Source organism: Gorillibacterium timonense (genome assembly GCF_001457415.1).
Taxonomy (GTDB): Bacteria; Bacillota; Bacilli; order Paenibacillales; family NBRC-103111; genus Gorillibacterium; species Gorillibacterium timonense.
The window spans coordinates 206,347-219,361 of record NZ_LN881723.1 but is presented as its reverse complement, the minus strand read 5'-3'; the positions used below and the strand labels follow the sequence as shown (position 1 = coordinate 219,361).

12 protein-coding genes, 1 pseudogene and 1 other annotated feature are annotated in these 13,015 nt (G+C 55.5%); of the genes and pseudogenes, 11 read left to right on the top strand and 2 right to left on the bottom strand.

The window, feature by feature from the left end; all coding sequences use genetic code 11:
• The first annotated feature begins 40 nt into the window (after positions 1-40).
• From sigG to BN2684_RS08835, 8 genes and pseudogenes are all read left to right on the top strand, one after another.
• On the top strand, positions 41-823 hold the full coding sequence (gene sigG, locus BN2684_RS08870) for an RNA polymerase sporulation sigma factor SigG (protein ID WP_058301818.1): 783 nt from the start codon (positions 41-43) through the stop codon (positions 821-823).
• A 303-nt stretch (positions 824-1,126) separates the two neighbouring features.
• A pseudogene (locus tag BN2684_RS08865) lies at positions 1,127-1,393 on the top strand (YlmC/YmxH family sporulation protein); the annotation flags it as partial.
• Between the two features lie 222 nt (positions 1,394-1,615).
• Positions 1,616-2,509 (top strand): peptidoglycan editing factor PgeF, encoded by an 894-nt coding sequence (gene pgeF / locus BN2684_RS08860; protein ID WP_058301817.1) that lies wholly within the window; start codon positions 1,616-1,618, stop codon positions 2,507-2,509.
• Positions 2,503-3,186: a YggS family pyridoxal phosphate-dependent enzyme gene (locus BN2684_RS08855; protein ID WP_058301816.1), complete on the top strand. Its 684-nt coding sequence runs from the start codon at positions 2,503-2,505 to the stop codon at positions 3,184-3,186. Before pgeF ends, BN2684_RS08855 begins: the two co-directional genes overlap by 7 nt.
• 12 nt (positions 3,187-3,198) lie before the next feature.
• Complete coding sequence (locus BN2684_RS08850; RefSeq protein WP_058301815.1) at positions 3,199-3,630, top strand: cell division protein SepF; 432 nt, start codon at positions 3,199-3,201, stop codon at positions 3,628-3,630.
• Positions 3,631-3,644: 14 nt separating this feature from the next.
• Complete coding sequence (locus BN2684_RS08845) at positions 3,645-3,926, top strand: YggT family protein (RefSeq protein ID WP_058302515.1); 282 nt, start codon at positions 3,645-3,647, stop codon at positions 3,924-3,926.
• A 7-nt stretch (positions 3,927-3,933) separates the two neighbouring features.
• Positions 3,934-4,716 carry a YlmH family RNA-binding protein gene (locus BN2684_RS08840; RefSeq protein ID WP_058301814.1) on the top strand — a complete coding sequence of 261 codons (783 nt, stop codon included), beginning with the start codon at positions 3,934-3,936 and terminating at the stop codon, positions 4,714-4,716.
• A gap of 100 nt (positions 4,717-4,816) precedes the next feature.
• Positions 4,817-5,287 carry a DivIVA domain-containing protein gene (locus BN2684_RS08835; RefSeq protein WP_058301813.1) on the top strand — a complete coding sequence of 157 codons (471 nt, stop codon included), beginning with the start codon at positions 4,817-4,819 and terminating at the stop codon, positions 5,285-5,287.
• A 134-nt stretch (positions 5,288-5,421) separates the two neighbouring features.
• On the opposite strand, the gene BN2684_RS08830 is transcribed toward BN2684_RS08835, so the two are convergent.
• Positions 5,422-7,242: a glycoside hydrolase family 36 protein gene (locus BN2684_RS08830; protein WP_058301812.1), complete on the bottom strand. Its 1,821-nt coding sequence runs from the start codon at positions 7,240-7,242 to the stop codon at positions 5,422-5,424.
• 297 nt (positions 7,243-7,539) lie between these two features.
• Here BN2684_RS08830 and BN2684_RS08825 point away from each other — a divergent pair, with 297 nt between their 5' ends.
• From BN2684_RS08825 to BN2684_RS08815, 3 genes are all read left to right on the top strand, one after another.
• Entirely contained in the window at positions 7,540-8,388 is an 849-nt protein-coding gene (locus BN2684_RS08825; RefSeq protein ID WP_058301811.1) for an AraC family transcriptional regulator, read from the top strand.
• 133 nt (positions 8,389-8,521) lie between these two features.
• Positions 8,522-8,757: a binding site (T-box leader), on the top strand.
• 57 nt (positions 8,758-8,814) lie between these two features.
• Positions 8,815-11,586, top strand: coding sequence for an isoleucine--tRNA ligase (gene ileS / locus BN2684_RS08820; RefSeq protein ID WP_058301810.1), 2,772 nt, complete (start codon positions 8,815-8,817; stop codon positions 11,584-11,586).
• A 45-nt stretch (positions 11,587-11,631) separates the two neighbouring features.
• Entirely contained in the window at positions 11,632-11,943 is a 312-nt protein-coding gene (locus BN2684_RS08815; RefSeq protein WP_234340204.1) for a DUF5665 domain-containing protein, read from the top strand.
• A 196-nt stretch (positions 11,944-12,139) separates the two neighbouring features.
• On the opposite strand, the gene BN2684_RS08810 is transcribed toward BN2684_RS08815, so the two are convergent.
• Entirely contained in the window at positions 12,140-12,874 is a 735-nt protein-coding gene (locus tag BN2684_RS08810) for a TraR/DksA C4-type zinc finger protein (RefSeq protein ID WP_058301808.1), read from the bottom strand.
• Between the last annotated feature and the right edge of the window lie 141 nt (positions 12,875-13,015).

The window sequence follows — 13,015 nt, the reverse complement described above, 5'->3', positions numbered from 1 at the left end:
GATACTGAACAGTAATGTTCTCCTTGGGAGGTATTCGCTTATGACCCGCAACAAAGTCGAAATCTGTGGCGTTGACACTTCCAAGCTGCCGGTGCTGACCAATACGGAGATGCGCGAGCTCTTCACCCAGCTGCAAACCCAGAATGACCGGTCTGCCCGGGAAAAGCTGGTGAATGGCAACCTTCGGCTCGTGCTTAGCGTGATTCAACGGTTCAACAACCGCGGCGAATTCGTGGATGATCTGTTCCAGGTCGGCTGCATTGGCTTGATGAAGGCCATCGACAACTTTGACCTCGGACAAAACGTGAAGTTCTCCACCTATGCGGTCCCGATGATCATCGGCGAAATCCGCCGGTATCTGCGAGACAATAACCCGATCCGGGTATCCCGCTCCCTGCGGGATATCGCCTACAAGGCCTTGCAGGTAAGGGACAATCTGACCAACAAAAATTCCCGCGAGCCTTCCGTTTACGAAATATCAGAAGCGCTCAACCTCGCCAAAGAGGATGTCGTATTCGCCCTGGATGCGATCCAGGACCCGGTCTCTTTATTCGAACCCATCTATCATGACGGAGGAGACCCGATCTTTGTCATGGATCAGATCAGTGACGAACGCAACCGGGATGTCACCTGGATTGAGGAAATCGCTCTGAGGGAAGGCATGCACAAGCTGAACGAACGGGAAAAGATGATCCTGTCCATGCGCTATTACGACGGAAAAACCCAGATGGAGGTAGCGGAGGAAATCGGTATTTCGCAAGCCCAAGTGTCGCGTCTTGAGAAGTCGGCCATCTCTCAGATGCAGAAACATGTGAAATCCTAATGCTTCAGCCGCGAAGCGGCGTGAGGAAAACAAGCGGTTCAGGGCGCCAACGCCCGGCTGCTTGTTTTTTCGTTCTGCGACCTGCGACCATCCAATCGGTTGATGGATCACCCGCCTTGGTAAGAAGGTATGTTGTGGTCCGGCGACTGATTCCACCTGGAGCGTGTTTTCCACGCGGATTGCGAATGACGGATGGCGGGTCGAAATGGTTTCTCCTGTTTTTCCCCAAGAAGGCACGACTGGGCTAGCCGGGACATATAGTTAGTAATAACAAGCCCAGTGCAAGGGGAGGCGGAAGTTCGGGTGAAGATATCGGATTTTCAATCCAAGGACGTGATCAACATCGTAGATGGCAAAAAGCTCGGACAAGTCAGCGATTTGGAGCTGGACCTGCGGCACGGCCGAATCGAAGCGGTCGTCGTTCCGAGCCATTCGCGCTTCTTCGGCTTCTTCGGCGGCAATACGGACGTCATCATCCCATGGCGGAACATCGTGAAGATCGGAATGGACGTCATTCTTGTTCGTCTGGACGAACGGATCTATCGGCCGACGGAGGAGGAAGCATCATCCGACTATATCCGTCCCGCTCGTGAAAGAGAGGCTCGAGAACGGGATAACCGGGAGAGGGATAGTCGGAGCCGCGAGATGAGAGAACGGGATACCCGGGAGTAGCAGTCGAGGAAGCAGGCGCTGATGAACCCCGCTTGCTAGTGTGAACGGACCATTTTTTATCGAAGCATCGGGCATTCCCTCTTCTCTTATGGTAAACTTGCAAGAAGGAGGGGAACGATCTTGGAATCCTTTCAGTATGAAGCGGAAGCGGAAGGCCCGGGCTTGTTCCGCGTGAAAAGCTGGATGGATCGTTATCCTCAGCTGACTCTTGGAATGACCTCTCGAATCGGCGGGAAGAGCCGCGAGCCGTTCGGGACACTGAATTGCGGCCTGCATGTAGGGGATCTCCCGGCGGATGTGACCGCGAACCGGACAGCGGTTGCGCAAGCGTTGAACAGCGATTTGGATCATTGGGTATACGGGGAGCAGGTGCATGGAAGCACCGTGGCGTTGGTCGGCCCAACGGATAGGGGAAGGGGAACGCGGGAGCGGGAGACGGAACTGCGCGCTACGGATGCTTTTATTACGAATACGCCTGGCATCGTCTTAGCGGCTTTGTTTGCGGATTGCGTTCCACTCTATTTCTTCGATCCTGTGACCGGCTCGATCGGGCTGGCGCATGCGGGCTGGAAGGGGACGGCGGCATGTATTGCCGCCAAGACTATCGAAGCGATGGAGCACGAGTTCGGATCTTCTCCCAGCGATATCCAAGCGGCGATTGGTCCATCCATCGGAAAATGCTGTTACGAGGTGGATGACGGGGTGATCGGTCCCATCCGCGAAGCGCTTGCCGGACCAGATGGAGACCTGTGCGGGGAAGAATCGGATCGATATTACACGGCTATCGGCAGCGGCAAATACAAGCTGGACTTGCAACAAGTGAACCGACAAATTATGATAAAAGCAGGAATTTTCCCAGCTTCTATCGAAGTCACTGGAAGATGCACAAGCTGTACGACCGACTTGCTATACTCCTATCGCCGAGAAGGCGGCCAAACCGGCCGCATGCAGGCATGGATTGGATTGAAGCCGAGCGGAAGGCCATCATCGGAGGGTTATGAAGGCTCATGTTGAATGAACGAATTGCGGACGTGGAGCGGCGGGTGACGGCGGCATGCGCCAAAGCCGGCCGGAAGCGCGAAGAGGTACAGATCGTTGCGGTCACCAAATATGTTTCTCTGGAGCCTACCCTGGAGATTCTGAATGCCGGATTTCGCCATCTTGGAGAAAATCGCTGGCAGGATGCCAAGGAGAAATGGGAAGCCATTCAGGATCAGGCCATTTGGCACTTCATCGGCCATCTCCAGACGAACAAGGTCAAGGATGTCGTAGGAAGGTTTCCTTATATCCATTCCGTGGACAGGCTTTCTCTCGCGGAGGAGATCAGCCGGAAAGCCGTGGAACGGGAAACAACGGTTAAGGTATTTCTGCAAGTGAACGTATCGGGAGAAGAATCGAAATATGGACTTGCGCCGAAGGAGCTTCTGCCTTTTGCTGAAGGGATTCGGGGGCTGCCGGGCTTGGCTGTACAAGGGCTCATGACGATGGCTCCCTACGAGGCGGAGCCAGAGGAAACCCGTCCGGTCTTCCGGGGTCTGAGAGAATTGCGCGATGAATTGAACCGTGCTGCTGTTTTCCCTTATCCTGTACAAGGACTGTCCATGGGAATGTCCAACGATTTCGAAGTGGCCATTGAAGAAGGAGCGACCCTCGTACGCCTTGGATCGGTGCTCCTTCACAGCCAACCATAAGGAGGTACCGGCATGGGAGTCATGAATCGGGTTCTGAACTTCCTCGGGCTTAAGGAAGAGGAAGAGGGCGCTCAAGACAAAGAATACGACCAAGAAGAGACGGAAGATTTTGAAACCAATCCGTTCGAGCAACGTAAGATCAAAAGTAATGTCGTCAGCATTCATTCGCAAAAGAACGTTCGTGTCGTGCTGAATGAGCCTCACAACTACGACGATACCCAGGAAATCGCCGACCATTTGCGCAACCGGCGACCTGTCATCGTGAACCTGCAGCGAGTCCGTCCCGATCAGGCGATGCGCATTGTCGATTTTCTCAGCGGCACCGTCTATGCGCTGAACGGCAATATCTCCAAAATCGGCCCGCAGATCTTCCTGTGCACGCCCGATTCGGTGGAGATCCAAGGCACGATCAAGGAGATGACCGGAGAAGAACATTATAACTAACAGAGGTGACGGGTTTGGCACTTTACACGATAGTCAATTTGCTGGGCTATGCCTATCAAATCTACAGCTTTCTGATCATCGCCTATATTCTGATGTCTTGGCTCCCGAATGTTCGCGAGAGCCGGGTTGGTGAGATCCTCGGCAAGATCGTCGAGCCTTACTTGAAGCCCTTTCGCAAGCTGATCCCTCCGATCGGAGGCATGATCGATATCTCGCCGATGCTGGCCATCTTCGCGCTTTGGTTCATCTATCAAGGCATAATCGGCATCATCGTCTATATAGCTCGATGGTTGTGATCTTGCTATGACGAGAGACTGGCTGAATCATTTTCATCCCGATGAGCGCGGTTTTGCCGATAAAGCAGAGGAATGGATCGAACGAGCGGCCGAGCGCCATACCGTCAAGGTGACTGATTTTCTCGATCCGCGTCAAGCGGAGATCGTACAGTCGCTGGCGAACCGGTATAGCGGACAAGCCGCTCTTCATTTTAACGGGGGATATCCCGAAGCGGAGCGTAAACGGGCGGTACTTGTACCCGATTATCGGGACCCCGAAGCGGAAGATGCGGGAATCACCATCCTGGCGGTGACCTCGGCCGATGATCGCATCGCTTCCTTAGATCATGGCGATTACATGGGAGCTCTGCTTGGACTTGGCATCAAGCGGGAGAAGGTCGGGGATTTCCATGTCCGGCCTGACGGCTGCCATGTGCTAGTCGCTGCCGAGATCGCTGATTTTCTGAATCTCCAGCTTCGGCAGGTGGGACGAATTCACGTGCTGACGGATATTCTCCCTCTGAATGAGCTGCAGATCGTCCGGACCCAGCTGGAGGAGATGACGCTGTCCGTTGCTTCCATGCGTCTGGATGGCATCGTCAGCGATGTCTGCCGCCTCAGCCGGGCCAAAGCGCAGCTACCGATTCAAGCCGGGCGCTGCCGGGTGAATTGGAAGACGGAAGAGGACCCGAGCAAGCCGCTGAAGGCCGGCGATACGGTTTCCGTGCAAGGCTTCGGACGCTTTCGCATCCTGTCCGCCGAACCGACCAAGAAGGAGCGCTTCCGCGTCAAAGTTGGTAAATTCATTTAATCCCAAAAAAGAACGTCGGTTTATGCAGGAATTGCCCTGTAACCGTCGAATAGTTCTTGTTAACGGATAAGTAGAATTTACCTAAAGTGGAGGTGCGCCAATGCCGCTGTCGCCATTGGACATACATAACAAAGAGTTTAAGACTCGCATCGGACGCGGATACGACCAGGATGAAGTCAACGAGTTTCTGGACCTTGTCATCAAGGATTATGAAGCCATTATCCGGGAGAACAAGGAATTGCATGCGCAGATGGCTAATCTGCAGGAGCGGCTCGATCACTTCCAGAACATTGAGGAGAGCCTAAGCAAGACGATTATCGTCGCCCAGGAAGCTGCCGATGAAGTGAAGACGAATGCGAAGAAGGAAGCGCAGCTCACCATTCGGGAAGCGGAGAAGAATGCCGACCGCATCATCAACGAGGCGCTTGTGAAATCCGGCAAGATCTCGCTTGAGATTGAAGAGCTGAAGAAGCAGGCTTCCATCTATCGGACTCGCTTCCGCACCTTGCTTGAAGCTCAGCTTGAGCTGGTGAGCGGGGACAGCTGGGATGCTCTCGAATCGTCCAACTAAGGCGTGTAACCCTAGCCCTTGCAGGAACATTAGGAACCTCTATTTGATCGTTAAAGCGACCGGTTGCCCGGTCGCTTTTTTGACGTTGGAATCTCTTCTTGAAGCGGAAGTGAGAAGTGAGCGTTGCCGATGCGTTATCGATGCCACACGGCACAGCCGGCAGGTGGAATGGCAAGTCGGTGCAGACCGGGCGTAATCGTGACGACTTCATCCCGTACGAGGTCTCCCATGCAGTTGCGTACTTCCAGACGAATCGGCCCCTCCGAGCCAGAGGTCTCGAAAACCAATCGATCCAGAAGCGTTCCATTGACCACCAAGAGTCGAGGCGGCAGCGGCTCGTCTAGCCGCAGGATGACGTCTTGGTAGAAAGCGGCCAGCAGCTTGTCAGCTGTCCTCGAAACGACAAGGGGGTAAAGAAGCTCCGGGTGCTGCGGCTCCAACCGGCCGTCCAGCAGCACATCGCGGTTCTCTCTCCAGAAACCGAGCCAGAAGGCCAGCATCATCCGATGAGATTCTGGAAGAAGGTCGAGCCGTACGGAGATCTGAGGCACGGAAAACAGGACGTTGAGAAGCTGTAAAGCAGCGCACTCGGGTGTTTCCTCCAGATTCCACATGAGCATATCGGAGTGAACCGCCGTGTTGCCGGCAAGCAACCGCAGATCAATCGTGTGCAGTCGATTCTCGATGCCGTCATACGGACAATCGGCGGCACGGAACATGTTGCCGTATTTACGCATCAGCGGCCCGATGTAATTCTGGCGGAATTCGATCAGAACATCCGGTTTGATCCGGCCAAGGCTTACATGGATCCCCTCGAGCAGGCGTTCGACCGCTTCCGGAACCGACGGTGTATCCTTCCCGTCGCGACCGGCTGAGCTGTTGACAAGTGTGCCGTCCGGCAGGTGATAACCCCCATTTGCCGGTTCCTTGAACATGTCCATGAAGTCCAGCTTGAATCCATCCAGGTTCCAATCGATCAACGCACGTTCGTATAACCGGATGAGGTACTCCCGAACCTCGGGATATCGCGGATCGAGTACGCCCGCTGCCATCGACTCGTTGTAATCGAGCAGCTTATCCCGGAACGCCTCCCAGGCGGCGCTGTTTCTTCCGATGAACGGGACCGAATACCAGAGCAGATAGTTCATTCCGAGCTCATGAACTCGTTCGACATGAGCTCGCATATCGGGAATTTTGTCTGGGCTCACCCGCCAGTCTCCGCAATAGGCATACCCCCGATTCTGATCCGAGGTTTGCCATCCGTCGTCCACGATGACCGATCGACAGCCAAGCTCCTGAGCGAGCTTGCCTTGTTCCTCGACGGCTACCGGAGAGAGCTCCTGATGAAAGCTGTACCAGGTGGAGTACATCGGCTCGCGAGCCGCATCGGGAACGGGAGAGGCTTCGCAGCCCGGCAAGGAGCTCCACCAAGCGCCGACGGAATGAAGAGCGTCCGCATAGGGAACGGTCCGCGTGTCCAAGCGCAGCTCCGCTTCGTAATGCTTCTGTTTTGGTCCGGGTTCCTCGAACAGGATCACGGAGCAATGGAAGTGGGCGGACTCCTCATGGACACCGGCTTGCAGCGTTGTCGAATTCAACACGTCCGAGAAAGCGAAGGTCAGCCGATTCGCTCCTCGATTGTTGAACAAGCAGACAACCGGAGCGGAATAAGCGGCCATCGAAGGAAAGCCGTTTGACCAATCAGGCGGCAGACTGCGGTTGCGGCCCGCAGTTGGATGCCAGAGGCCGTGGATATCCATGGCGGGGAAACTCCACGATAGGCGTAGAGCCGGATAAACCTCGGCTTCTTCGGAACGAAGAGCGATCGAGATCCGATAGACACCGGGTACTTCTTCTTGAGTCGTGATTACCGGATTCAATGAATCGGGCGCACCGGCAAGGTGGACGGATATGCCACCGGCGTCGACGGCTAGTGGCTGGATAGATAAGGACATGGGATATCTCCTCTCCTACTTGGCTCTAGAAACGAAACAGGCTTCCCATTCACTATAAAAAATCGCGGGTAAAGGGAGAAGGCAGGTTTGTGTTGAGTTTGGATAGCTTTGTGTGCGACCGGTCGATTCCACCTGTGCCGCTTCTATACGAAGTCAGCCCCAGAAAAAAGAAGGTTTGAAACCTTTGGACAGCTTGATTATGATTAACCCAAGACGCTTCATCGTTCGGGACGGTTCGCGATCGAATCATTTGTATAAAGGTTCTCAGACATGGAGTACCGGGAGAGGAGAGGCGGCATGGGGGCCTTTACGGAGCATTTTTTGACCAATCGGCTGGAAAAGGGAGTCCGCCTCCTCTATTGCGGCCACGAGGGATGCGAGCCAGGACATGGCTGGGGTCCAGGAATGCGGGGACACTTTTTGCTTCACCATGTCGTGAAAGGGAAGGGAACCATGACGATTCCCGGAATGTGCTCCTCACGCGTTCGGGAAGGGGAAAGCTTCTGCGTCTTTCCCAACCTGCCTGTCTTGTATCGAGCGGATGAAGACGATCCATGGGAATACTACTGGGCGGGGTTCGAAGGAGAACATGTGGAAGACTATTTACGTAGGGCCGGGTTTTCGGAGCGAGCTCCCCTTCTATCCGGCTTGAAGCAGGAAGCTCTCGCCCGATGCTTTGATAAGCTGATCGAACGAAGCGCGGGCCGGCAGCTTGCCGATGAATTAGCTTGCACGGGACTCATGCTGGAACTTCTTGCGCATTATATGGAAAAAGGGGATCAACTCGTTGCCGCTAACCGAAGCGGCTCGACCGACGGCACCAATGGAGAAGAGACGGCGATGGAAGCCGTCAATTTCATCCGAGCCCATTATCAGCGCAAGCTCACGGTTTCGATGCTGGCCCGGCACGTGGGATTGGAGCGCTCCTACTTCACCAAACGGTTTCAGGCATGGGTCGGCGTTCCGCCGTATGAATTCATCACGCGATATCGGCTGGAACAGGCGGTGCACCTGCTGGTTCATACCGACCTGCCGATTGAGACCGTCGCTTATTCGGTCGGGTTTGAGGAGCCTTCGTATTTTGCCAAGCGCTTTTCCGAGCGCCATGGGTCCCCGCCTTCGGTATTTCGCCGGGAGAACCGCTGAGCCTATTGCAAACAAGCTCGCTGAACATGGAGCCTTCGGATCAACGTTCCGGGAGATGACTCCACGGACAGCTTCTCGCCCGTTCATTGACGGCGTTTCCATTATCCGCTATACTCCAAACAGAATCCCATATCGGAAAACGAAGATGGGCACCAGTACGGCGATCATGCAGGGTCAGCGAGTTAGGGAGTGGTGCGAGCCTAACCCCAGGCAGCCGCCGGAATATCCGCCCGGAGCATTCTCTTGAACCACACTTCGAAGTAAAGAGCATCGGCTGATCCCGTTATCGATCTCCAAGCGAATCCAGAGGCTTCTATCGGCCTGCCCGGATTCACGAGGGTGGTACCGCGAGAATCTCTCGCCCCTTGGTGGGCGGGAGTTTTTTTATTTTAATGACCAGGTTTGAGAAAAAGGAGAGAGTGGCGTATGGAATACAATAAAACCCTCAATCTGCCGGAGACGGGGTTCCCGATGCGCGGCAACCTGCCACAGGCGGAGCCGAAGCTGCAGGCTTGGTGGGATGAAGTGGACATCTATCGGCTCGTTCAGGAACGAAACCAGGATCGGCCTACCTATATTTTGCATGACGGTCCCCCGTATGCGAATGGAGACATTCACATCGGGCACGCCTTGAACAAGGTGCTGAAGGATTTTATCGTCCGCTACAAGTCGATGACGGGTTACAACGCCCCTTATGTTCCGGGGTGGGACACCCACGGGCTGCCTATCGAGCAAGCGATAGCCAACAGCGGCAAGGCGGACCGGAAGAAGATGAGCGTCTCCGATTTCCGCGAAGCGTGCAAGGAATACGCTCTCTCCTGGGTTGAACGGCAAAAGGGCCAGTTCCGCCGTCTCGGAATCCGCGGCGATTGGGAGCATCCGTATATCACGCTGAAGCCCGAGTACGAAGCGGCGCAAATTCGCGTATTCGGCGATATGGTCAACAAAGGGTATATCTACAAAGGCCTAAAGCCGGTTTACTGGTCACCATCCTCCGAGAGCGCTTTGGCGGAAGCGGAGATTGAGTACCGCGAGAAGACGTCGCCTTCGATCTACGTGGCTTTCGATGTGAAGAATGGCAAAGGCAAACTGCCGGAGAACACCGCATTCGTGATCTGGACTACCACGCCCTGGACGCTTCCCGCCAACCTGGGCATTTCGCTTCATCCCGATTACGATTATGCAGTAGTCGCAGTCGGCGATAAGCATTATGTGGTGGCGGAAGGGCTGCTCGCTGCCGCCGCCAAAGAAATCGGTTGGAGTGATTATAAGACCGTTGCTCTGCGGAAAGGGAGCGAGCTGGAATATACCGTGTGCCGCCATCCGTTCTATGAACGGGATTCCTTGGTCATCCTGGGCGAGCATGTGACGCTGGAGGCAGGCACGGGCTGCGTTCACACCGCTCCGGGCCATGGCGAGGATGACTTCATCGTCGGGCAAAAGTACCAGATCGGCGTACTCGCTCCCATCGACGATCAAGGGAAGTTCACCAAGGATGCGCCCGGTTATGAGGGAATGTATTACGAGAAAGCGAACGAACCGATCATCGAGCGCCTCGCCGCCTCGGGGCATCTCTTGAAGCAAGGGACCATCGTTCACCAGTACGCACATGACTGGCGTACGAAGAAGCCGGTCATCTACCGCGCAACGGAACAGTGGTTTGCTTCCGTGGCCAAGTTCCGCGATGCGATGCTGGAAGAAATCAAGAAGACTCACTGGACGCCGGAATGGGGAGAAGTGCGGCTGCACAACATGATCGCGGACCGGGGAGACTGGTGCATCTCCCGTCAGCGGGCGTGGGGAGTGCCGATTCCGATCTTCTACTGCACGGCCTGCGGCGAGCCCTATGTGACGGAAGAGACCATCGATCGGGTAGCGAACCGCTTCGCGGAAGAAGGCTCGAACGCATGGTTTACCCGGGAAGCGTCCGAGCTTCTACCGGAAGGCTCCGCTTGTCCGGCTTGCGGCCATACGGATTTCCGCAAGGAGACGGACATCATGGATGTCTGGTTCGATTCCGGCTCAAGTCACGCTGCTGTCCTGAAGCAGCGCCCCGAGTTGGCCTGGCCGGCGGATCTGTACCTGGAAGGCTCCGACCAATACCGCGGCTGGTACAACTCTTCGCTCAGCACCGGAACAGCCGTCTATGGCCAGGCACCGTACAAGGCGATCCTGAGCCACGGCTTTACCCTCGACGGCGAAGGACGCAAGATGTCCAAGTCACTCGGCAACACCATCGACCCGAACCAGGTCGCAGGCAAGCTCGGCGCCGATATCCTCCGCTTGTGGGTAGCCTCAGTGGACTATCAGGCCGATCAGCGTATTTCCGACGGCATCCTGACGCAGACGGCCGAGGTTTATCGCAAGATCCGCAACACGCTGCGGTTTTTGCTCAGCAATCTCGGCGGCTTCGATCCTGCTCACGACTGCGTACCGATCGAGCGGATGAATGAGCTGGACCGCTATGCGCTCATCCGGTTGAATCGGCTCATGGAGCGGGTACGCGCGGCTTATGAAGCGTATGAATTTCATGTCGTCTATCAAGCGGTGCATCACTTCTGCGCCGTGGAGATGAGCGCCTTCTATTTGGACATCACGAAGGACCGCCTCTATGCGAGCGCTCCTGATGACCCAGCGCGCAAGGCGGCTCAAACCGTATTATATAAAGCGCTTGGGGCAATAACTAAATTAATCGCCCCCGTCCTCCCCCATACGGCGGATGAGGTGTGGAAATGGATTCCCGGAGTGGAAGAACTCAGCGTCCAACTGACGGATATGCCTGAGGTGGACACCGGAGTGTATGATCCGGCGCTGGAAGCCCGCTGGGAGGCATTCATCGCCGTGCGTGAAGATGTCTTCCGCGCGTTGGAGGATGCCCGAAACGCCAAGGTGTTCGGCAATTCGCTCAGCGCCGCCGTCCAGCTGTATCCGGATGCCAAGACGCATGAGCTGCTCGCCGGCTTCGATCGGCTCGATCAGCTATTCATCGTATCCGAGGTGACGCTTCATCCGGCAGGAGCAGAGCGGCCCGAGCAAGCGGCCGTGTTCAAAACGTTGGCGGTTGAGGTTACCCCGGCGGACGGAGACAAATGCGAGCGCTGCTGGATCGTGACGCCGGAGGTCGGGACCCATGAAGAACATCCGACACTGTGCTCTCGCTGCCATGATGTGGTAAGCTCCCTCCCGGAAACGGAATAACCCGTTTCGGGAGAAGCTAGAGCCGAGATGCTGGGAGTGATCCGTTTGAAGGAACAACTGGGTGAGTATGACAGGGAAGTGTTGGAGGAAGTCAAACGGAAGATCGATCAGATTGCGGTGGATCTCGAGAGAGTGCAAATCGGTGATTACATTCAACTGATGAACAAGCCGTGGCGGCTGATCTTCAATAACATGCTCGGCGGCATTGCCCGAGGAGTCGGAATCGCCATCGGGTTGACGGTCTTTACGTCGACGATTCTCTATGTTCTGCAGCTGCTCGGAGCGCTGAATCTTCCCGTCATCGGCGATTATATCGCCAAAATCGTGGAGGTTGTTCAGGCGCGATTGGAAACGTGAGAAGCGAAGAGAAGAGCGTCACGCCATCGGTCAAAATGAATAGTCTGTTGAACGAATCATTGATCAGAGGGTTGGATGCCAAAGAGATTCTCTGCCAGAGTATTGGGTAAATTGCCCGGAAGGTATTACTGACAGGTTCGAATGACAAACAAGCCCGGACGCCGCCGTTCCGGGCTTGTTTCCCAATTGCTTCACTTCAGTCCCATTCCGATTGGACTGCATCAGGCTCCAGAAGCGGTTCTCCTTCCTCTTGCTGCATATAATCGCGATACGCTCGGTTGCGGATAACCTGCAGGTTATCGCCATAGATGTCGGTGGCGAGGAAACTCTCCAGATCCTCCACATACCCGACGTTCTCGTCGGCTTCCACAGCCATGTCCGCATAATCGTCCACTTCCGGATTCTCGGCAAACGCGGGGCTGTTGGAGGAGCCCCAACGCTCGACGATCTGCCAAGCGTCTTCGCCGTCAAACTCCGTTTCCTTCGACTTCTCATCGAGGCTGGTCCGACCGAAGGGAGGATCGAGCAGCTCCTCCTCGATGGGTCTGCGATTGGATACTTCCCGCTCCGGTGAATGCTCGTAACAGAAGGAGGTAGCGGGCAGCGCTTCAAGCCGGTCGTAAGGGATCGGTTGTCCGCAGCGAACGCAGGTTCCGTAGGTTCCTTGCTCCATTCGTTCAAGCGCGTCGTTAACCCGGCGGTATTCTTTTTCTGCTTCTTCATTTAAGGCAAGATCCTTGCCTCGTTCAAACATCTCCGTGCCGACATCGGCAGGGTGGTTGTCATAGCTGGACAGCTCGGATGTTCCTTCGGCAAGCGATTCACCGAGTCCGAAGTGGGCGTTCGCGGAGAATCGTTCCTCCAGATCCCGCTTTTCATCCAGCAGCAGCTTGGCAAGCCCGGCATGCTGTTCCGCCGTCAGTGGCTCCATAAGAGCGTTCCTCCTTGACCATGATGAGGTTAGTGTGGTCGGTTTCGGTCGGCTTCATGAGGGGAATGCCTGTGATGAAAGGCAACCATTCCGTTCAGACCGACGCCGCAGGAAGACAAGGGTTTTCAAAAGGAGCAAAAA

Excerpts from the sequence above, each read along its gene's own strand:
- BN2684_RS08850 (WP_058301815.1), top strand. The coding sequence starts at position 3,199 with ATGGGAGTCATGAATCGGGTTCTGAACTTCCTCGGGCTTAAGGAAGAG.
- BN2684_RS08855 (WP_058301816.1), top strand. The coding sequence starts at position 2,503 with ATGTTGAATGAACGAATTGCGGACGTGGAGCGGCGGGTGACGGCGGCA.
- BN2684_RS08830 (WP_058301812.1), bottom strand. The coding sequence starts at position 7,242 with ATGTCCTTATCTATCCAGCCACTAGCCGTCGACGCCGGTGGCATATCC.
- BN2684_RS08835 (WP_058301813.1), top strand. The coding sequence starts at position 4,817 with ATGCCGCTGTCGCCATTGGACATACATAACAAAGAGTTTAAGACTCGC.
- sigG (WP_058301818.1), top strand. The coding sequence starts at position 41 with ATGACCCGCAACAAAGTCGAAATCTGTGGCGTTGACACTTCCAAGCTG.
- BN2684_RS08825 (WP_058301811.1), top strand. The coding sequence starts at position 7,540 with ATGGGGGCCTTTACGGAGCATTTTTTGACCAATCGGCTGGAAAAGGGA.
- BN2684_RS08840 (WP_058301814.1), top strand. The coding sequence starts at position 3,934 with ATGACGAGAGACTGGCTGAATCATTTTCATCCCGATGAGCGCGGTTTT.
- BN2684_RS08810 (WP_058301808.1), bottom strand. The coding sequence starts at position 12,874 with ATGGAGCCACTGACGGCGGAACAGCATGCCGGGCTTGCCAAGCTGCTG.
- ileS (WP_058301810.1), top strand. The coding sequence starts at position 8,815 with ATGGAATACAATAAAACCCTCAATCTGCCGGAGACGGGGTTCCCGATG.